At 67.7% G+C, this 18,268-nt stretch carries 25 protein-coding genes; 11 read left to right on the top strand and 14 right to left on the bottom strand.

What is annotated here, in order from left to right:
- Positions 1-76: 76 nt before the first annotated feature.
- The 4 genes from ACQEVY_RS26625 to ACQEVY_RS26610 all read right to left on the bottom strand — a co-directional run bounded on the left by ACQEVY_RS26625 (position 77) and on the right by ACQEVY_RS26610 (position 3,935).
- The gene (locus ACQEVY_RS26625) at positions 77-718 is read right to left on the bottom strand and encodes a PadR family transcriptional regulator (protein ID WP_432951956.1); all 642 of its coding nucleotides are present in this window, start codon (positions 716-718) and stop codon (positions 77-79) included.
- A gap of 24 nt (positions 719-742) precedes the next feature.
- Entirely contained in the window at positions 743-1,291 is a 549-nt protein-coding gene (locus tag ACQEVY_RS26620) for a DinB family protein (protein ID WP_432951955.1), read from the bottom strand.
- A gap of 232 nt (positions 1,292-1,523) precedes the next feature.
- Positions 1,524-2,984: an aldehyde dehydrogenase family protein gene (locus tag ACQEVY_RS26615; RefSeq protein ID WP_432951954.1), complete on the bottom strand. Its 1,461-nt coding sequence runs from the start codon at positions 2,982-2,984 to the stop codon at positions 1,524-1,526.
- A 126-nt stretch (positions 2,985-3,110) separates the two neighbouring features.
- Entirely contained in the window at positions 3,111-3,935 is an 825-nt protein-coding gene (locus tag ACQEVY_RS26610; RefSeq protein ID WP_432955405.1) for a helix-turn-helix domain-containing protein, read from the bottom strand.
- A gap of 401 nt (positions 3,936-4,336) precedes the next feature.
- Between ACQEVY_RS26610 and ACQEVY_RS26605 the strand changes: the two genes are divergently transcribed.
- Positions 4,337-4,834, top strand: coding sequence for an ATP-binding protein (locus ACQEVY_RS26605; RefSeq protein ID WP_432951953.1), 498 nt, complete (start codon positions 4,337-4,339; stop codon positions 4,832-4,834).
- Positions 4,835-4,900: 66 nt separating this feature from the next.
- On the opposite strand, the gene ACQEVY_RS26600 is transcribed toward ACQEVY_RS26605, so the two are convergent.
- The 5 genes from ACQEVY_RS26600 to rpmG form a co-directional block, all read right to left on the bottom strand.
- Positions 4,901-5,122 (bottom strand): DUF397 domain-containing protein, encoded by a 222-nt coding sequence (locus ACQEVY_RS26600; RefSeq protein WP_165338625.1) that lies wholly within the window; start codon positions 5,120-5,122, stop codon positions 4,901-4,903.
- A gap of 447 nt (positions 5,123-5,569) precedes the next feature.
- Complete coding sequence (gene rpsR, locus ACQEVY_RS26595; RefSeq protein WP_432951952.1) at positions 5,570-5,803, bottom strand: 30S ribosomal protein S18; 234 nt, start codon at positions 5,801-5,803, stop codon at positions 5,570-5,572.
- Positions 5,804-5,807: 4 nt separating this feature from the next.
- Complete coding sequence (locus ACQEVY_RS26590) at positions 5,808-6,932, bottom strand: CobW family GTP-binding protein (protein ID WP_432951951.1); 1,125 nt, start codon at positions 6,930-6,932, stop codon at positions 5,808-5,810.
- Positions 6,932-7,186: a type B 50S ribosomal protein L31 gene (locus ACQEVY_RS26585; protein WP_328770779.1), complete on the bottom strand. Its 255-nt coding sequence runs from the start codon at positions 7,184-7,186 to the stop codon at positions 6,932-6,934. The genes ACQEVY_RS26590 and ACQEVY_RS26585 overlap by 1 nt, the downstream gene beginning before the upstream one ends.
- A 5-nt stretch (positions 7,187-7,191) precedes the next feature.
- Positions 7,192-7,356, bottom strand: coding sequence for a 50S ribosomal protein L33 (gene rpmG / locus ACQEVY_RS26580; RefSeq protein WP_009297985.1), 165 nt, complete (start codon positions 7,354-7,356; stop codon positions 7,192-7,194).
- 71 nt (positions 7,357-7,427) lie between these two features.
- Here rpmG and rpmB point away from each other — a divergent pair, with 71 nt between their 5' ends.
- The 3 genes from rpmB (at position 7,428) to ACQEVY_RS26565 (ending at position 8,631) form a co-directional block, all read left to right on the top strand.
- Positions 7,428-7,664, top strand: a complete 237-nt coding sequence (rpmB, locus tag ACQEVY_RS26575; protein WP_432951950.1) for a 50S ribosomal protein L28 — start codon at positions 7,428-7,430, stop codon at positions 7,662-7,664.
- A complete protein-coding gene (gene rpsN, locus ACQEVY_RS26570) occupies positions 7,664-7,969 on the top strand; it encodes a 30S ribosomal protein S14 (protein ID WP_165338561.1) in 306 nt (101 codons plus the stop codon). Before rpmB ends, rpsN begins: the two co-directional genes overlap by 1 nt.
- A gap of 143 nt (positions 7,970-8,112) precedes the next feature.
- The gene (locus tag ACQEVY_RS26565) at positions 8,113-8,631 is read left to right on the top strand and encodes a hypothetical protein (protein WP_432951949.1); all 519 of its coding nucleotides are present in this window, start codon (positions 8,113-8,115) and stop codon (positions 8,629-8,631) included.
- A 23-nt stretch (positions 8,632-8,654) separates the two neighbouring features.
- On the opposite strand, the gene ACQEVY_RS26560 is transcribed toward ACQEVY_RS26565, so the two are convergent.
- Both ACQEVY_RS26560 and ACQEVY_RS26555 read right to left on the bottom strand, forming a co-directional pair.
- A complete protein-coding gene (locus ACQEVY_RS26560) occupies positions 8,655-9,806 on the bottom strand; it encodes a DUF2786 domain-containing protein (RefSeq protein ID WP_432951948.1) in 1,152 nt (383 codons plus the stop codon).
- Between the two features lie 13 nt (positions 9,807-9,819).
- Positions 9,820-10,302, bottom strand: coding sequence for a hypothetical protein (locus ACQEVY_RS26555; protein ID WP_432951947.1), 483 nt, complete (start codon positions 10,300-10,302; stop codon positions 9,820-9,822).
- Between the two features lie 115 nt (positions 10,303-10,417).
- On the opposite strand from ACQEVY_RS26555, the gene ACQEVY_RS26550 reads away from it, so the two are divergent.
- From ACQEVY_RS26550 to ACQEVY_RS26540, 3 genes are all read left to right on the top strand, one after another.
- Complete coding sequence (locus ACQEVY_RS26550; protein ID WP_432951946.1) at positions 10,418-11,263, top strand: helix-turn-helix domain-containing protein; 846 nt, start codon at positions 10,418-10,420, stop codon at positions 11,261-11,263.
- Positions 11,260-11,517 (top strand): DUF397 domain-containing protein, encoded by a 258-nt coding sequence (locus tag ACQEVY_RS26545; protein ID WP_432951945.1) that lies wholly within the window; start codon positions 11,260-11,262, stop codon positions 11,515-11,517. Before ACQEVY_RS26550 ends, ACQEVY_RS26545 begins: the two co-directional genes overlap by 4 nt.
- 115 nt (positions 11,518-11,632) lie before the next feature.
- Positions 11,633-12,229: a TetR/AcrR family transcriptional regulator gene (locus tag ACQEVY_RS26540; protein ID WP_432951944.1), complete on the top strand. Its 597-nt coding sequence runs from the start codon at positions 11,633-11,635 to the stop codon at positions 12,227-12,229.
- Here the strand turns inward: ACQEVY_RS26540 and ACQEVY_RS26535 are convergent.
- On the bottom strand, positions 12,226-12,576 hold the full coding sequence (locus ACQEVY_RS26535) for a hypothetical protein (protein ID WP_432951943.1): 351 nt from the start codon (positions 12,574-12,576) through the stop codon (positions 12,226-12,228). The genes ACQEVY_RS26540 and ACQEVY_RS26535 overlap by 4 nt on opposite strands.
- 22 nt (positions 12,577-12,598) lie before the next feature.
- Positions 12,599-13,048: a hypothetical protein gene (locus tag ACQEVY_RS26530; RefSeq protein WP_432951942.1), complete on the bottom strand. Its 450-nt coding sequence runs from the start codon at positions 13,046-13,048 to the stop codon at positions 12,599-12,601.
- Positions 13,049-13,547: 499 nt separating this feature from the next.
- Here ACQEVY_RS26530 and ACQEVY_RS26525 point away from each other — a divergent pair, with 499 nt between their 5' ends.
- Complete coding sequence (locus ACQEVY_RS26525) at positions 13,548-14,177, top strand: LysE family translocator (protein ID WP_165338556.1); 630 nt, start codon at positions 13,548-13,550, stop codon at positions 14,175-14,177.
- A 58-nt stretch (positions 14,178-14,235) separates the two neighbouring features.
- Here ACQEVY_RS26525 and ACQEVY_RS26520 read toward each other — a convergent pair whose 3' ends face one another.
- The gene (locus ACQEVY_RS26520; RefSeq protein ID WP_432951941.1) at positions 14,236-14,601 is read right to left on the bottom strand and encodes a YybH family protein; all 366 of its coding nucleotides are present in this window, start codon (positions 14,599-14,601) and stop codon (positions 14,236-14,238) included.
- Between the two features lie 98 nt (positions 14,602-14,699).
- On the opposite strand from ACQEVY_RS26520, the gene ACQEVY_RS26515 reads away from it, so the two are divergent.
- From ACQEVY_RS26515 to ACQEVY_RS26505, 3 genes are all read left to right on the top strand, one after another.
- Positions 14,700-15,581, top strand: coding sequence for a LysR family transcriptional regulator (locus ACQEVY_RS26515; RefSeq protein WP_432951940.1), 882 nt, complete (start codon positions 14,700-14,702; stop codon positions 15,579-15,581).
- A gap of 69 nt (positions 15,582-15,650) precedes the next feature.
- Positions 15,651-16,385: a Clp protease N-terminal domain-containing protein gene (locus ACQEVY_RS26510; protein ID WP_432951939.1), complete on the top strand. Its 735-nt coding sequence runs from the start codon at positions 15,651-15,653 to the stop codon at positions 16,383-16,385.
- 106 nt (positions 16,386-16,491) lie between these two features.
- Positions 16,492-18,183, top strand: a complete 1,692-nt coding sequence (locus ACQEVY_RS26505) for a bifunctional 3'-5' exonuclease/DNA polymerase (RefSeq protein WP_432951938.1) — start codon at positions 16,492-16,494, stop codon at positions 18,181-18,183.
- The last annotated feature ends 85 nt before the right edge of the window (positions 18,184-18,268 follow it).

Below are 18,268 nucleotides of genomic sequence, written 5' to 3'. Positions count from 1 at the left end.
TACCGGTGAAGGCTATGCCCGCGCGGAGGTTTAGTCAAACTTGATTAATGCGCCCGGCCAGACAAGCGGACTGAGATCAGCGCGCGTCCCCGGGATGGGACTCCCCCGTCCCGTACGGGTTCTCCTGGTCGTCCGCGAGTACGCCCACGAACGGCTCCCCCTCGCCCGAGAACGTGTACGCCCCGCCCCGGATCCGCTCGATCAGGCCGCGGGTCCACTGGGCACCGGTGTCGGCGGAGGTGACCCAGTAGTTCATGATCTCGCCGATGTGGCCGAGCTGTCCGGGGCCTTCTTCGGGCGTGTAGTACTCGGTGACGCCCTTGCGCCACTCCTCTATGGCGTGCACCCGCTCCTCGAGGAGTTCGAGAACCTCCGCACGGTCCAGGTCGACCATGAAGCCGAGCGCGGCCGTGAGTACGTCCGGCTTCTGGTCGTACGCGGTCAGGTACTGGCGGAGCAGCCCGAGGTATTCCTCGGTGCCCTTCTCCGTGATCTCGTACTCGGTGCGCGGCGGGCCGCCGGCCGTGGAGGGCGCGATCTCGTGCGCGTGCAGCAGCCCTTGCTTCGCCATCTGCTTGAGCGCGTGATAGATCGACCCCGGCTTGGCGTTGGACCACTCGTGCGCGCCCCAGTACTCCAGGTCGTTGCGCACCTGGTAACCGTGGGCGCGCCCGTGCTGCCGGACGGCACCGAGTACGAGAAGACGGATCGCTGACATGGAGCCAGCGTAGAACCGAGCGGTTCAGCTCCAACTCGTGCCCTGCTCCAGGGCGACGAGTTCGAAGGCGGTCTTCCCGTCCAGGGACTCGCGGATGATGTCGGCGTGACCGGCATGCCGGGCCGTCTCGCGGATCAGGTGCAGGCACAGCCAGCGCATGGAGAGCCATTCGTCCTTGGGATTCCAGGACGTCTTCTCCAGCAAGAAGGTGTCATCGAGGCTGGGCACGGCGCGGATGAACGCCTCCGTCTCGGCCGCGACCTTCTCCCAGTACGCGAGTTGCGACTCGAGCGTCTCGTCACCCACGAGCTGGAAGCACTCGTGCCAGTTCGACTCGTCGCGGTGCACCGCGGGGGCCTCCTTCTTGGCCCGCGCGATCCACCCCTGCTCGATCTCGGCAACATGCTTGACCAGCCCCGCGAGCGACAACTCACTGGCGCTGGGCCGCGAAGCCGCCTGCTCGTCCGTCAACCCGAGCACCGCCCGCCGGATGCCTCCGCGCTGCTCGTCCAGAAAGGAGAGCAGCGCCCCGCGCTCATCACCGTGCGCCTCTGCGGAAACGTGAGTGACCATGACCGGCCGCCTTTCGTCGGTACGTCCTCTTGCCTGACACCAACGAAGCTATGGGTTATGTAGGTCAGATTCTGTCCGCGATGCGCTCCGCTGGAAGTGCGGTTTTAGCTGCGGGCTCGTTGTGGCTGGTCGCTCCCCCACTCTCGAATTCGCTCGAGCGGGGGGACCCCCATCGCGGCGGAGCCGCAAATTGATACAGCCCCGCGCCCCTTACGGGGCGCGGTAGCCGCCCTCAGAACGGAAAGAAGCTCCGCCCATGCTGCACCGAGATCCACTTCTGGGTCGTGAACGCCTCGACCGTCGCCTCGCCGTTCAGGCGGCCGATGCCCGAGGACTTTTCGCCGCCGAAGGCGACCAGGGGCTCGTCGTGGACCGTGCCGTCGTTCACGTGGAACATGCCTGAGTCGATCTGCTTGGCGAAGGAGACGCCGCGTTCGATGTTGGCCGTGTGGACGGCGCCGCTCAGGCCGTACGGGGTGTCGTTGACGAGGCGTACGGCCTCCTCCTCGCCGTCGAACGGGATGAGGAGCGCGATCGGGCCGAAGATCTCCTGCTGGAGGATCGCCGCGTCGGCGGGCACGTCCGTCAGGACGCTGGGCTCGACGAGGTTGTCGGTGGTGGAGCCGTGTACGAGCGCGGTGGCACCCTCGGCGATCGCCTGGTCGACGGCGCCCGAAAGGGCGTCCGCCTGCGAGGAGTTGATGACCGGGCCGATGACCGTCTGCGGGTCGCGCGGGTCGCCCGCCTTCAGGGTCTTCACCTTGGCGACGAACTTCTCGGTGAACTCCGCCTCGACCGAGCGGTCCACCAGCACCCGGTTCGCTGCCATGCAGACCTGGCCCTGGTGGACGTACCGGCTGAAGACGGCCGCGTCGACCGCGTAGTCGATGTCGGCGTCCTCGAGGACCACCAGCGCGCTGTTGCCGCCGAGTTCGAGGACGGCGCGCTTGAACTGCGAGGCGCAGACCGTGGCGACGTGTCGGCCCACCTTGTCGGAGCCGGTGAAGGAGATGACCTTGGGGATCGGGTGCTCGATGAAGGCGTCGCCGATCTCCGCGATGTCGGTGATCACGACGTTCAGCAGACCGGCCGGCAGCCCCGCGTCCTCGAAGATCTTCGCGACCAGGGAGCCACCGCAGATCGGGGTGTTCTGGTGCGGCTTGAGGACCACGGCGTTGCCCAGCGCCAGGGCGGGCGCGACGGACTTCAGCGACAGCAGGAAGGGGAAGTTGAAGGGGCTGATCACACCGACGACGCCGGCCGGGACGCGGTAGACGCGGTTCTCCTTGCCGTCGACCGGCGAGGGGATGATCCGGCCCTCGGGGCGCAGCGCCACATGGATCGCCTCGCGCAGGAACTCCTTGGCGAGGTGGAGTTCGAAGCCCGCCTTCAGATGCGTACCGCCGAGCTCGGCGATGATCGTCTCGGCGATCTCCTGCTCGCGGTCCTCGATGATCCGCAGAGCCTTCTCGAACACCCCGCGCCGCGCGTACGCGTTGGTCGCGGCCCATTCCTTCTGGGCGCGAGCGGCCGCCTTGTAGGCCTGATCCACTTCGTCAACCGTGGCTATGGTGATCGACGCCAGCTTCTCGCCGTCGTACGGGTTGAAGTCGATGATGTCCCAGGACCCCGTCCCCGGACGCCACTCTCCGTCGATGTACTGCTGAGCCAGGTCCGTGAAGTAGGACGACATGTGACCCTCAATCCCCGATTCATGGTCAAGGTCTGATCACGCGTCATCGTACTTGTGCCCTAAGGGACTTGGGACACAACTGGGAGAACCTGTGAAACATTCAAGGAAGTGGGCTCTCAGGAAAGCTCAGGAAAGCTGAAGCAGGCCCCGCAGCACGTCCCGGCTCTCGTTCGGCCCCGGACTGTCGTCCTGGAGCTGCTGCATCGCCTTCCCGTACTGCGTGACGTCCTCATGCTTGTCCAGATACAGCGCGCTGGTGAGCTGCTCCAGATAGACCACGTCGGACAGATCGGACTCGGGGAAGGTGAGCACCGTGAAGGCGCCGCTCTCGCCGGCATGTCCGCCGAAGCTGAACGGCATGACCTGAAGCCGTACGTTCGGTCGCTCGGAGATCTCGATCAGGTGCTTGAGCTGACCCCGCATCACTTTCCGGTCGCCGTACGGACGTCGCAGCGCCGCTTCGTCGAGTACGACATGGAAGTCCGGGGCGTTCTCGGACACCAGGTACTTCTGGCGTTCCATGCGCAGTGCCACCCGCTTGTCGATGTCGGAGACGCTGGCGTTTTTCATCCCGCGCTCGACGACCGCGTGCGCGTACGCCTCGGTCTGCAACAGGCCGTGCACGAACTGCACTTCGTACGACCGGATCAGGGAAGCGGCGCCCTCCAGGCCGACGTAGGTCGGGAACCAGGTGGGCAGCACGTCCGAGTAACTGTGCCACCAGCCCGCGACGTTGGCCTCCTTGGCGAGGGAGAGCAGTGAGTTGCGCTCCGTCTCGTCGGTGATGCCGTACAGCGTCAACAGATCCTCGACGTCACGCGTTTTGAAGCTCACCCTCCCCAACTCCATGCGGCTGATCTTCGACTCGGAGGCACGAATCGAGTACCCGGCCGCCTCCCGGGTGATCCCGCGCGACTCCCGCAGCCGCCTGAGTTGCGAGCCGAGCAGCATGCGACGTACCACCGATCCCGACTCTTGCGCACTCACGTTCGTCAGCCTCCCCAACCGTCCTCAGGGGCCGCAGTCTGCCACTAAATCACTCCTCGGTGTACTCGTTCGGTTACACAAACGGCAAGACCTGCGGGGCGGTTGGACAGGAAGTGGCAAGGCGAAGACCGGCCAGAGGGAGGGGGGAAGGAGGGTCGGAGGGGGTTCTGAGAGAGGCCTGAGGGGCGTCAACGGCAAGAAAACGGCAAGAAGATGGCGGAAAAAATGAGCAAGAAGTGGTACGTCAAGGTCCAATTCAGGCGCGTGCACGTGCATCTGCCCTTGCATCTGCCGTAAGCATTCGGAACCATGGTCCCGCGCCACCGCTGCATCGCAACGACCGCGAATTCCCGGGAGTGCCTCGCATGGGGACGAATGGATCGACCATGCTCGAGCCGTTAAGGCAGGGGCTTCCGCCGCTGGATCCCGCGGCCGTGTCCAACGCCGCGTCCTGTGCTCTGCCCGCCCGCTACGAAGCGGTGCGCGACGCACGGAAGTTCACGCGCGGAACTCTGGACGAGTGGGACATAGGCGACCGCTTCGACGACGTCTGCCTGGTGGTCTCGGAACTGGTCACCAACGCGCTGCGGCATGCGCTCCCGTCGGACACCCCGCGCGCACCCGAGCAGGATCCGCCCGTGCGGCTGCACTTGATGCACTGGACCGGAAGACTCGTGTGCGCCGTGCGCGACCCCAGTCACGACAGCCCGGAGGCGCGCGACTCGGACGACTGCTCGGCGGAGTCGGGGCGCGGACTGTTCCTGGTGGACTCGTTCGCGGACAGCTGGGGCTGGCACCCGCTCGCGGGCACGCTCAACGGCAAGGTCGTCTGGGCACTGTTCCGCCTCCATACGGCCGGCTGAGGAACCGCGGCGTTTTTTCGGGCCGCGGTTCTACGCGCGTTACGGTGCGCGAGTGGGCGATCGCCCTCAGTTGCCCGCCACCAGGTGGTCGAACTCGCCGTCCTTGATACCCAGGAGCATGGCCTCGATCTCGGCGCGCGTGTAGACGAGCGCGGGCCCGTCCGGGAAGCGCGAGTTGCGCACCGCCACCTCGCCTCCGGGCAGCCGGGCGAACTCCACGCAGGAGCCCTGGGAGTTGCTGTGCCTGCTCTTCTGCCAGGCCGCCCCATACAGCTCCGTGGCAGCCATGCCGTTGTACACGTCGTGGTCCACAGGTCGCTCCCCGGTGACGCAGTTGGCGTTGTTGGTGCCAGTGGTGCAGTGGTCAATTGACCCGGATCATAGCCCTCTTCACGTGCGGATGCATGGGCAGATGCACGTGCACGCGCGGTGGTCCTGCGGTTACAGCGCCCACGCACGCCTCACACGTTCACAGCCGTACCAGGCGCCTGCCCCGGAGATCGCATGGCATGCGGCCTCCGGCCCCGTACTGGTCTCGTGCCGGTCTCGCACTGGCCTCGCACTGGTCCCGTACTGGTCTCGTACGGGTCGAATCCCTCGTTCTGTAGGAACAGACGTATCTCGCACGGTTTGTGTTCCATTGAACGGTCGCCGAACTGACCGGCCGTCAACGACAGCGGCCCTCCACCCGCGGCAGGAACACCGCTGGTGAAGGGCCGTTGAGACGGCGCGTGACTACCGTGACGCGTACGGCAACAACGCCATCTCCCGTGCGTTCTTGATCGCGCGCGCCAACTGCCGCTGCTGCTGGGAAGAAACCCGGGTGACCCGGCGGCTGCGGATCTTCCCCCGGTCCGAGATGAACTTCCGCAGCAGATCGGTGTCCTTGTAGTCGATGTACGTGATCCCGGCCACGTCCAGGGGGTTGGGACGGGCCTTCTGGGGCTTGCGCTCGGGCTTGCGGGGCATGGGGTCAGACCTCCAGGAGGGTGTCGAAGGCGGGCGGGAGCTGCTTCCAGGCGGTGCGGCCCGCCGCGTACTCCGCCTCGGTCAACAGGCAGGACTCCAGGACCCGTTCAAGGCCCTCGCGGTCCAGGCCCGGGGAGGTGAAGACCAGGTGCTGGCAGCAGTCGCCGTGCTCCGGGTGCCAGTCGAGGGCCGCCGCGGCGCGCCGCACCGGCGGCACCATCTCCCAGGCCGCGTCCGGCAGCGAGGCCAGCCAGGGCCCCGCGTTCTCCACACACAGGGCACCCCCGGCCGCGTCCCAGTGCAGCAGGGTGTCGGGCCGGTCCGCCAGCCAGAACCGCCCGCGACTGCGGGCCGCGGCACAGGTCAGATCCTCCAGCGCCGCATACAGCCGCTCCGGATGGAAAGGACGCCGACGGGTCCATACGAAGGTGGAGACACCGCACTCGTCGGCCTCGGCCGGCAGCAGTGCACAAGCCGGGTGCTGGGCAGCGGCGGCGGCATCCACGTCGAAGCCGGCCAGCGCGGCACCCGCCAAGTCACCGTGGCCGAGCGGGACTTGGCGGGCAGTCGGATGGAGTTGCGCCAGCAGCGCCCGGTCCTCGTCATCGGCCGCCTCGGACTCGACGACGGCGAGCACGGGCGCGTACTCCAGCTGACGCGCGAACGTGTCCGCGATCGTGCGCTGGTCGGTGGCGGCAGCGGCGAGGCCGGCCTCCGCGAGATCGTCGCCGTTGCCGAGATACGGCAGCACCAGCGCGGGGTCGACCGCCGTGATCACGCCGGTGAGCCGGAGCCCGGCGCCCGAGACGACCTCGGCCATCGCCTTGGGCTCGACCGACTCCCACAGCTCCACGACCGCGAGCCGGGTCGTCCCGTCCTCCGCGAGCCGCTCCAGCTCGGGCACCAGGTCCTCGCGCAGCGCACAGCAGGCGCAGTCGTTGACGAGCTGCGCCTCACCGATCGACACCGGCCCGTCGCTGTTGCGGATCGTCCGGACGACCGTGCCCTGTACGGCGGTCGCGAGGTCGTGATGCAGCGCGACGGCCCCCGGCACGTCCGCGAGCAGCCGGTCGACGGCCGCCCTGCGGGCATCGGCGTGCAGTCCGCCGACGATGGCGACGGACAGCATCAGCGGCCCCCGCGCTTCCCGTACCGCTGCTCGAAGCGCTCCACGCGGCCCGCCGTGTCCAGCACGCGGGCCGTGCCCGTGTAGAAGGGGTGGCTGACGTTCGAGATCTCGACGTCGACGACGGGGTACGTGTTGCCGTCCTCCCACTCGATGGTCTTCTCGCTCGTCATGGTCGAGCGGGTCAGGAAGGCGTGGTTGGCGGCACGGTCGCGGAAGACGACAGGGCCGTACGCCGGATGAATCCCCTCACGCATCGGGATCAGCGCTCCTCTCGGAAGTCGACGTGGCGGCCCACCATGGGGTCGTACTTGCGCAGGGTCAGCCGGTCGGGGTCATTACGCCGGTTCTTGCGTGTGACGTACGTGTAGCCGGTCCCGGCCGTGGACCGGAGTTTGATGACCGGACGGAGTTCGTTGCGTGCCATGCGGCTAGTATATGAAAACGGGTCCCGTTTCCAATAACGGGTCGCAAAGCGAACCAGAGAGGTACGTCACCATGTCCGCCCACTGCATGCTGACCGGAGCCCAACCCGGCTTCGGCAACACCATTTCCCACTCCCATCGGCGTACGTCCCGCCGCTTCGACCCCAACATCCAGAGCAAGCGCTACTGGCTGCCGAGCGAGGGCAGGTACGTACGGCTGAAGCTCAGTACGAAGGGGATCAAGACCGTCGACACGATCGGCATCGAGGCGGCCGTGGCCAGGATTCGTGCCCGTGGGGTGAAGGTCTGATGGCAAAGAAGAGCAAGATCGCGAAGAACGAGAAGCGCCAGGAAATCGTCGCGCGGTACGCCGCCCGCCGCGCCGAGCTGAAGGAGATCATCCGCCGGCCGTCCTCCTCGGAGGCCGAAAAGCTCGCCGCCCAGGAGGAACTGCGCAGGCAGCCGCGCGACGCCAGCGCCACGCGCGTACGCAACCGGGACAGCGTGGACGGCCGGCCGCGCGGATACCTGCGCAACTTCGGGCTCTCGCGGGTCAATCTGCGGAAGCAGGCGCACGCGGGCTTTCTGCCCGGTGTGCGCAAATCGTCCTGGTAGACGGCTCCTTACGGTCCTGTCGGTCCTGGGTAGACGGTCCTGGTATACGCACTGGTAGCTTGCGGTCGTTACCAGCTTGCGGTCGATACCGGCTTGTGGTCGTTCGGCGACCCGCTTCTTCGGCCAGACCCTTGGGGGCTTCAGTGACTTCGGCGACCTTCTCGCGCAGGCAGGCGCGGATCGCGTCCGTGGCGGCGGGGCTGGCTGCCGCGCTCGTCCTGACCGGGTGCAGCGGCAGCGATGACAGGGGCGGGGACGAGGCCTCGTCCCCGCAGCCGAGCGCTGCGGCCAGTTCGGCTGACGCCGACGGGGGCTCCGGCGGTGGTTCCGGTGGGGGTGCGGCCGGGGCCGACGGGGTGGAAGGCAGCTGGGTCGCCTCGAAGGAGGGCAAGCTCGTCGCGTTGATGGTCGAGGGTTCGAAGGCCGCGCTGTTCTCGACGGGCGGGTCCGTGTGCAGTGGGACCGCCGGCGGGGCATCGGGCGAGCAGAAGATCGCCCTGAAGTGCACCGACGGCAACAAGGACCGGGCCGCGGGCGTGATCGACTCCGTCAACTCCTCGACCATGAAGGTCACATGGGAGGGGTTCGGCGAGGAGACGTACACGCGGTCGGAGGACGGGAAGTGGCCTGAGGGGCTGCCTACGGCGAGCTTGGGTTCTTGAGTTCTTCCTCCGATGCCTGCTGGTCAGGGAAGTTGCTGATGTCGTCCGACCTGGGCCCGGTCCGCCGCCTCGGCGCCCTGGGTCCAGCCCGCCGCGTCGTTGACGCCGCGCAGGCGGGTCGTGGTGGTCTCCGGGAACATACGGTCCGTTCGGTCGCTGACCGCGGCCTCGCGGGTGGCGAGGACCGGGAGGAGGTCCTCGGTCACCTGGGTTTCGGTGGCGGACTTCAGGCGGGTGGCGATGCGGTGGGCGTACGCCGCCAGGAACGACTGACGGAAGGTCTTCGTACGGCGGCGGCCTGACGCGCGGGCCGCTGCCTCCGCCTTCGTCATCGCGGCGGTGGCCTGCACGAGCAGTGAGGTGTGGAGGAGTTCGACGGCCTCCAGATCCGGCTCGAAGCCGACCACCGTGGAGAAGCCGAGGGCTTCGTTCCACACAGAACGGCAACGGTTCGCGGCGGCGACCGCGTCGAGGAGGGTGGCCTTGGCCGTCTCGTACGGCGGGTCGATCCCGATCCGGCATGCGCCGGGTGCGTCGGCGGATGCGGGGGTGCGCGCCGCGAGCAGGGCCTCGTCGATGCTGTGGCGCGCCATCAGCTCCTGCGCCTTGGCGGTGAGCGCCTCGGCCTCCTCCGGGAAGCCGGTCGCCTCCGCCTTGGCGAGGAGGGCGCGGATTCGGGGGAGTATGCGGGACTCGGGCGCCTGCCGCTCCCCCGGTGTCTTGTGGGTTGGCTTGGCGGTCGGATCCTCGAGTGGTTCGAGGGGCGGTAGGCGGAGGAGCAGCCGGTACAGCTCCAGTACGGCGGTCGCGTACGAGAAGCGGTCAGTACGTTCCGTTCGTACGGTGCTGGGGTCCAGGTCTTCGAGTTGGGCCGACCATCGGCGTCCGCGCGGCTGCTTGTGGCGGGACTCCGCGCTGAGGATCAGGTCGGACACCAGGCGTACGTGCGTCTCGTCCAGCTCGCGTCGCACGATCCGTACGACGTCCGCGGGCTGCCAGCCGCGCCGCCAGGCCGTGGCGATGAACTCCTCGCCGCGCTGGGCGAGTTCGGCGTCCGCCGAGTGGTCGGCGGCGAGCAGGGACGCGCCTGTGTCGAGGGCCGAGTCGGTGTTGGCGTAGAGGGCGGCTTCGAAGGCGCGGTCCACGGTCACGGTGCCGGGCGTACTCGTACTCACGTGTTCGATCGTGTCACGGCTCTTCGGGGTGGAGTGCGCCCCGCAGGAGCAGTGCGTGTACGAGGTGGTCGCGGGACGTCGGCCGGTAACGCCATGTCAGCGGCCAGGTGAGGCCGTTGAGGGCGGGGACCGGGATGTACGAGACGCGGTTCGGGCCGGCGGTGAGACGGGTGACTCCGTCGGGCCACGACCGGTAGGACGTACTGCCGACCGGCACGAGGAAGTAGACCGCGCGCCGCCCGTTCGCCTCCTCGACCACCGGGCCCGGGATGCCGCCGGTCATCCGCGCGAGGCGGTCGGCGAGGGCTCGGCCTTCGTCGCCGTCCACGCGTACGGCGTCGAACTGGACGCCGGCTTTGCGGAGTTGGATGCCTCTGGCGGGGATCCAGTCCGGGATCCCGTCGGGGATTTCGTCAGGGATCTCAGGGTCGGGTTCTGGGATCTCGGGGTCGAGTGGGGGTTCGTCGAGGTTTGCCTCATCACTTTGCGTATTCATGCGGACAGTTTCCGTAGGCGCGGCTAGCGTTTCCATGACTTTGAGTTGCCGGTCGGCCACGGTCGGGAGCGAGTGGGGGCGGGTTGGGACCGGTTGGTTTCGGTTGAGTGCGGAGGTGACCGCAATGGCGCGGGCGGAGAACAAGACGGAAGCGGGCGGTACGGCGCGCATGGTGGCCGCCCTGGCGAAGGCGCTGCGTGAACAACGCGGCCTCTCACAGGAGCAGTTGGGGAAGCTGATCGGGTACACGGCGGCGGCGATCAGCGCGATGGAGACATGCGCGCAACCCGCGAGCGATCAGATGCTCGTCAAGCTGGAGGAGGTGCTTGGGGGTGGGTTGGGGGTTTTCGAGAAGGCGCGGGCGCTGATGCGGTTGGAGAAGTACCCGGCCCGCTTCCGCGGCTTCTCGGAGCTGGAGGCCGAGGCGGTCACGATCTGCTCGTACGAGACGCTGGTCGTCGACGGCCTGTTCCAGACCGAGGAGTACGCGCGGGCGCTGATCGGCGGCAGCTATCCGCCGGTGTCCGAGCAGAAGCGCGAGGAGCTGGTCGAGGCGAGACTGGCCCGCAAGGTCCTCTTCGACCGGGAACCGACCCCGTTGATCGAGCTGATCCTCGAAGAGAGTGTGCTGCGGCGGCCGTTCGCCAGCTGGGAGATCCAGCGCGAGCAGTTGCGGTCGCTCGTCGAGGACGCACAGAGGGACAATGTCTGCGTGCAGGTGCTGTCTCTGGAGCGCGGGCTCCGTGGAACATACGCGGGCGACCGGGGCCCCATGAAGCACGTGGAGACCCAGGACCACCAGCACGTCGTCTATCTGGAGATCGAGGACCAGGGGATTCTGGTCAGCGATCCCCCAGAGGTGTCCCAACTGGCGCACCGCTATGCGAAGATCCGCGCACAGGCACTGAGTCCCGATGAATCGCTGGGCCTCATCGAGAGGTTGGCAGGAGAAGAACGATGACCGGCACCGGAACCCTTCGCTGGTTCAAGTCGAGCTACAGCAATGACAGCGGCGGCGCTTGCCTCGAAGTCGCGTACGACTGGCACAAGTCGTCGTACAGCGACGGCGGCGGTGGCAACTGCGTCGAGATAGCCACCTGCCCCCACGCCACCACCATCCACATCCGCGACTCCAAGAACCCCGGCGGTCCGACCCTCACCGTCACCCGCGACGCCTGGACCCCCCTCCTCACCACCCTGCGCACGAAAATGTGACACTCGCACCCCCATGTGTCACATTTCCGCGCGCACACCCCTACCCCTCTACCCCTCTGGGTGAGCTGCGGCCATTCCGGGCACGGTCCCGCCGTCGTCACGGCAGGCTGCCCGCATGAGCCTCCACGCGCCGCCGGGAGTCGGCACCGTCTACCGAGCCGTACTCGCCACGCTGGCCGAGCACGGCCCGCGCCGTCCGCCCATCGCGGAGATCGCGCGACGGGCCGCCACCAGCCGCCAGTACCTCTACCGAAACTGGCCGGACTCCCAACTCCTCATCCAGAAGGCCTGCGAGTCAGAACTGGCCCGCCTGCTGGACGTGGCAGGCTGCACCGGCGGCACACTGCCCCAGCCCTGCCGCCTACCAGCGCAGATCGTGCACGCGGCCCGGCTGCTACGCGAACACCCCGTAACCCGCGCGACCGCCCGCACCAGCCCCGACCTCCTCCTCGCCGCCCTGACAAGACCGACCACGACACTGCACACCCGAGCCCTGCACTGGCTCCAAGCAGGCCTCTACCTGTGGCGCCCCGGCCCGGACGACGCGGCCCTGGCCCGCACTCTGTTCACCGTGACGGCCCCGTTCGCCCTCGTACCCCCACCATCGGACAACCTCTCCGACCGCCAACTCCTCGACACCCGCCTGACCACGGCCCTGCACTCCTGCCTGGGCCTCGACCCGGCGGCGATGCCGAATTCGCGGAGGTGTTAGTTGCGGACCACACCGCTGGAGTCTGGTGCTCTGCGTTTGGCGTCCACGTGAAACCACTCGATCAAGTGAGTCTCAAACAGCATGGCGGCAAATTCTGGATCCCATCCCGAACTCAAGTCCGGCATTATCCGCTGACTACGGATGAACGTGACCTGGGGAACGGCGTTCATCGTGAAGGTTGCACTGGCCCATACGCCGTCCTCGCGATGCTCAAGAATTAGGTCGTGAAGCGCCCCGGAATCCTCTTCGGAGGAAAGCTGGTTGCGGATCTTCTCTTCCGCGGAACCTTGGAATCTGGCGAGCCACTCTTGTGGTGGTAGTCCATCGTCCGGCTCTTGATCTGCCAAAATCCTGCCTCCTTCTCGAAGGTCACTCCATGAAGGCCGTGATGATGCCTACCGGGCGTCCATCCCGGGAACGGCTGTCCTCTCGCTCCGTAAAGACTACCCGGAACGTTCCGGTGCCGGTGTTGTACCTGACCACCACCTTGCCGTCCTGCGGCCTTCCATAGTTACCGGATTCCAGCGTCTTGTCGATGAACCCGTTCAGGGAAGTGTCGTTGATGGGGTGGCTGTCCTGGATGTGTACGTAGCCGAAATTCGCGTCCCCCTGCCGCAGTGGAATGTCCTCACCTTGTCGCCCAAAGAACGACACTCGGATCCTCCACTTACCTGTCGCCTCCGGTTCCACAGCGTCCCCGAAGTTGACCACTTGAGAACCGGACGTCGACGGAACCGCGTGGGCCGGCGCACTGCTCAACCCAATAACCGTCAGAGAAACAGCGGCCACACTGACAATAAGTTTCCGCAGGCTTCGCACCGACTTCTCCCTCTCAGCTGGTTGACCCGTTTCGAGGGCTAGCCAAGTGGGTTCCCTAAGTGCTTGAAAGGGTGGATCAAGCCCCTGCGTGCATACCGGAACTCATGCATGCGCAACGTTCTGAGAGTTTTAACCTATATGTCCTCTTAGGGGCTATTCGACGCGTTTACCAATTCACGGCCTCGGTCGTTTGAGCTGGCCGTACGCTCAGGTTCAGATTGATGTGTCACTTGAGGTTCCCGTCGTATCCACGCGATGGTCTGACGCCAGCAATGGGGACGGAGCTGGCTCTTTCGCCACCTTGTGATCGATGGGGGCGTTTGCTACGCCTGCCCTCGTTGCGACAGACGAAGGTTCGGTGAGTGATCTCAAGGATTCGATGCCCACCGGGCCGACCCCGAACGTCGCGTGAGGCCGGACCCTAGGGCGGTTCGGGAGGCGTCGTCTCAGCTCGTGAAATTCGGTCGCGCTCCATAGGGGCAGCGAGCAGCATGCGCGCATGGTCGACACATCCCTTTACGCAGCGTTTCTGGTGGCCGCACTCGCGTTGGTTGTGAGTCCAGGGCCCGACATGATGTTCATCGTGGCGATGGGCGGCCGTGGTGGGCCGGTCGCGGGGGTGATGGCGGCGGCCGGGGTGGCGTTCGCGATGCTGGTGCATGCGGTGGCCGCGATGCTGGGGCTCTCGGCCTTGTTCACCGCCCTGCCGACCCTGTACCACGTGCTTCGCTGGGTGGGAGCGGCGTATCTGCTCTACCTCGCGGTCAAGGCGTTCCGGGATCGCTCCGTACCGGTCGAGGAGGGCGGCGCTGTCGGGCCTGGCCGGCGGCGGGCCTTCTGGCAGGGGGCGGTCACCAATCTGCTCAACCCCAAGGTGATCCTCTTCAACGTGGCGTTCCTGCCGCAGTTCGTGAACCCCGAACTCGGCCACGTCATGGGCCAGTTCCTCATCCTCGGCGTCACCCTCGTCGTCATCGGATTCGCCGTCGACGCCTCGGTCGGCCTGCTCTCCGGACGCCTCTCCAACCTGCTGCGCCGCAGTCGGCGGGTGGCCCGGGGGCTGAACATCTTCAGCGGGACGGTCTTCACGGGGCTCGCGGTGCGACTGCTGGTGGCTTCGCCGAAGTAGCAGGCCCGGGCAACAACCGCGAACTTCAGCGCGAAGACGGCGATGTCGCCCGAGGTCTTCAGCGGGTGGGAGGGACGAACTCGGGCTGGTCGAGCAGGCGCAGCCAGCTTCCGTCGGGTTGGCGGCGGACGACCTGGGCTCGGGCGCCGGACCCGTCCTTCGGCGGGGTCGAGGTGAGGGCGATGTCGCCGCTGACCAGCGTTGGCAGCGGTTGTTCCGGCTCGAAGTGGGGGCGGTTGGCCAGCACCTTTTCCCACAGCGCGCGGATCGCTTCCCGTCCCACCGTTTGGTCACCGGGCGGGTAGGCCAGCACTGCGTCCTCTTCGTACAGTGCGGCGACCCCGGCCGCGTCACCGGCGTTGGACCGCTCGACGAACAAGCGGGTGATGTCTTCGGGGCGCATGGCCTTCTCGTACTCCGGCACGGGTACCTCCTGGCGTCGGGCTTCGGCGCTTTCCAGCCTGGTCACCCGCTGTTCAGAAGTCCAACAGATGGTTCTTCTGGAATCTAGAATTCCCAGTCATGGAACTGAGGCAGTTGGAATACTTCGTCGCGGTCGCCGAAGAACAGAGCTTCACTCGGGCGGCCGCGCGGGTACACATCAGCCAGTCCGGCGTCAGCGCCCAGATCCGCCAGTTGGAGCGTGAACTCGGCGCCGAGTTGTTCAACCGGTCAGCGCGCACGGCCACCCTTACTGCCGAGGGAAAGGCCGCGCTGGAACACGCCCGCGCCGCGCTGGCCGCAGCCGGTGCGGTCGGCCAAGCGGTGGGCGAGGTGACCGACCTGATCCGGGGTCGGCTCACGGTTGGGATGGTCATCGGCTGCACCGTCACACCGCTGTTCGACGCTCTCGCCGCCTTCCACCGGGCACATCCCGGTGTGGAGATCTCGCTGCAGGAGGACAACTCCGACCGGCTCGTCGAGGGCGTACGCGCCGGCACCATCGACCTGGCTCTCATCGGGACCGCAGCCCCCACCCCACACGGACTGGACGCGCTGACCATCATCAGCGAGCGGCTCGTCGTGGCAGTTCCGGACGGCCACCCCCTCGCGAAACGGCGGCGGGTCACTCTGCACGACCTGACCGTCCACCCAATCGTCTGCATGCCACCCGGCACAGGCCTGCGCACGGTATTCGACCGTGCCTGTGCTGCACAGTGCCTCCAGCCCGCGATCGCGTTGGAAGCCAGTTCCGCGGATGCCATAGCCGACCTCGCCGCCCGCGGGCTCGGCGTCGCCATCCTCAGCGACTCGATGGCCGCGAATTACGGCGACCGGCTCATCGCCCGCACCATCGATGACGTCGAAACATCAGCGTTGCTCGCCTTGGTCTGGAAGAGCACGCACAGCCCCGCCCTGCGTGAATTGCTCGTGCACAGCCGACAGGCATTCACCGAATCCTGAGGGGGCAGCCGCCCAGACGACTGTCAACTCAGGGTTGACACCCCTCTACTGTCAACCTAAGGTTGACGCATGACCGAGAACTCAGCTGTCACGGCATCCGTACGTCTCGACGACCTCATCGAAGCCATCAGGAAGGTCCACACCGACGCGCTCGACCAGCTCCAGGACGCGGTGATCGCCGCGGATCACCTCGGCGACGTGGCCGATCACCTCATCGGTCACTTCGTGGACCAGGCCCGGCGTTCGGGCGCGTCCTGGACGGAGATCGGCAAGAGCATGGGGGTCACCCGGCAGGCCGCCCAGAAACGGTTCGTACCGAAGGCGGAGTCGGACCTCGACCCCAACCAGGGCTTCAGCCGCTTTACGCCACGGGCCAGGAACGTGGTGGTCATCTCCCAGAACGAGGCCAAGAACGCGGGCAACGACCTGATCCGCCCCGAGCACCTGATCCTCGGCCTGATCGCCGAGCCGGAGGGCCTCGGGGCAAAGGCCATCACCGCACAGGGCGTCACCCTGGACGCCGTACGCGAGGCCGCGACCGCCGCCCTGCCGCCGCGCGCCGATGACGTACCCGCGCTCATCCCCTACGACAGCAACGTCAAGAAAGCCCTCGAACTCACCTTCCGCGAGGCCCTCCGGCTCGGCCACAACTACATCGGCACGGAACACATCCTGCTCGCGCTGCTGGAACACGAGGGCGGCACGGGCCTCCTCAGCGGACTGGGCCTGGACAAGGCGGCCGCGGAGGCCAGCATCGCGAAGTGGCTGGAGAAGGTGACGAAGGCCCTCCAGGAAGAGGCCTGAGTAGGGCCGAGGGAAGGGATTAACGGGCAGGTCACGGGCCTGTCAGGCCCTCAGCCGTCCCGCTGACGCGACCCCGTTGTCAGACCCTCCTGCGAGACTCGCCATCATGAGCGACCGGTGGGCTCTCGCGCCGGCCGAGGAAGGCGGAGCCGAGCTCGCCCCCCTCGGCCCGGACGGGTTGCCCGCAGGGCCGGTCCTGAAGGAGCCGGACCTCGTCGCGGCCGTGCGCACCCGGCCGCAGGTCGCCCGATGGGTGTGGCGGGCGACGGGCGAGGTCTACCCCCGGCTCCTCGACGCGGGCGTCCGAGTGGAGCGGTGTTACGACATTGAGGTCGCCGAGAACCTCCTGCTCGGCCACGAGGGGCGACTCGGCGAACCCCGGTCGGCCGCAGCCGCGTTGGCCAGGCTGCGCGGCGGCCCCGTACCGCCGGATCCACCGCAGCGTTCCGCCGAACCGGGCTCGCAGTCCTCCCTGTTCGAGCCGCGCCCCGTACACGTACCGCTGGAACAGCTCATAGAGGTGTACGCGCACCAGCAGCGGCGGCACGACGCGACCGCGTACCCCGAGAGGGTGCGGCTGCTGACCGCCGCCGAGTCGGCGGGGACGCTGGTGGCCGCCGAGATGAACGCGTCCGGGCTGCCGTGGAGCGCGGACGTGCATCGCGATGTGCTGCACGAACTGCTCGGCGAACGGTATGCGGGCGGGGGCGAGCCCAAGCGGCTTGCGGAGCTGACGGACGAGGTGTCGGCCGCGTTCGGGCGCCGGGTGCGGCCCGATCTGCCCGCCGATGTGGTCAAGGCCTTCGCGCAGTCCGGGATCAAGGTGAAGTCCACGCGGCGGTGGGAGATCGAAGCCGTCGAGCATCCGGCCGTGAAGCCACTGCTGGAGTACAAGACGCTGTACCGGATCTGGGTCGCCCATGGGTGGTCGTGGCTGCAGGACTGGGTACGGGACGGGCGGTTCCGGCCGGAGTACCTGCCGGGCGGGACGGTCACCGGGCGCTGGGTGACCAATGGCGGGGGCGCGCTGCAGATCCCCAAGGTGATCCGTCGCGCTGTGATCGCCGACCCGGGCTGGCGGCTCGTGGTGGCGGACGCCGATCAGATGGAGCCGCGCGTACTGGCCGCGATCTCGCGCGACCCGGGCCTGATGGAGGTCGCGGGCCGGGCCACCGACCTCTACCAGTCCGTCTCCGACCGCGCCTTCGCCGGCAACCGCGACCAGGCCAAGCTCGCGGTGCTCGGCGCGGTGTACGGCCAGACCTCCGGGGACGGTCTGAAGAACCTCGCCGCGCTGCGCCGCCGGTTTCCCAGGGCCGTCGCGTATGTGGACGATGCGGCGCGGGCGGGCGAGGAGGGACGGCTCGTGCGTACGTGGCTGGGGCGGACGTGTCCTCCGGCGGTGGGCGCCGCGGACTCGGGCGAGGAGGCGGGGATTCCGCAGGACGCGCCGCCTGTCGAGGCCGTCGACACGGAGGAGTGGGTGCCGGGGTACGCGTCCACCAACTCCCGGGCGCGGGGCCGGTTCGCCCGTAACTTCGTTGTCCAGGGCAGCGCCGCCGACTGGGCGCTGCTGCTGCTCGCCGCGCTCCGGCGCAGCTGCGCGGAGTTGGCCGCCGAGCTGGTTTTCTTCCAGCACGACGAGGTGATCGTGCACTGTCCGGCCGAGGAGGCGGGCGCGGTGGTCGCGGCGATCCGGGAGGCGGCTGACCTGGCGGGTCGGCTGACGTTCGGCGAGACGCCGGTGCGGTTTCCGTTCACGACGGCGGTGGTGGAGTGCTACGCCGATGCGAAGTAGCTCCGCTGGAGGTGCAGTTATTCGGCTGCCGGCCCGGTGGGGGCTGGTCGCGCAGTTCCCCGCGCCCCTTACAGGGCGCGATAGC

The organism is Streptomyces sp. CA-288835 (assembly GCF_050936385.1).
In the GTDB taxonomy this organism is placed as follows: domain Bacteria; phylum Actinomycetota; class Actinomycetes; order Streptomycetales; family Streptomycetaceae; genus Streptomyces.
This window is presented reverse-complemented; position numbering and strand designations above follow the sequence as displayed.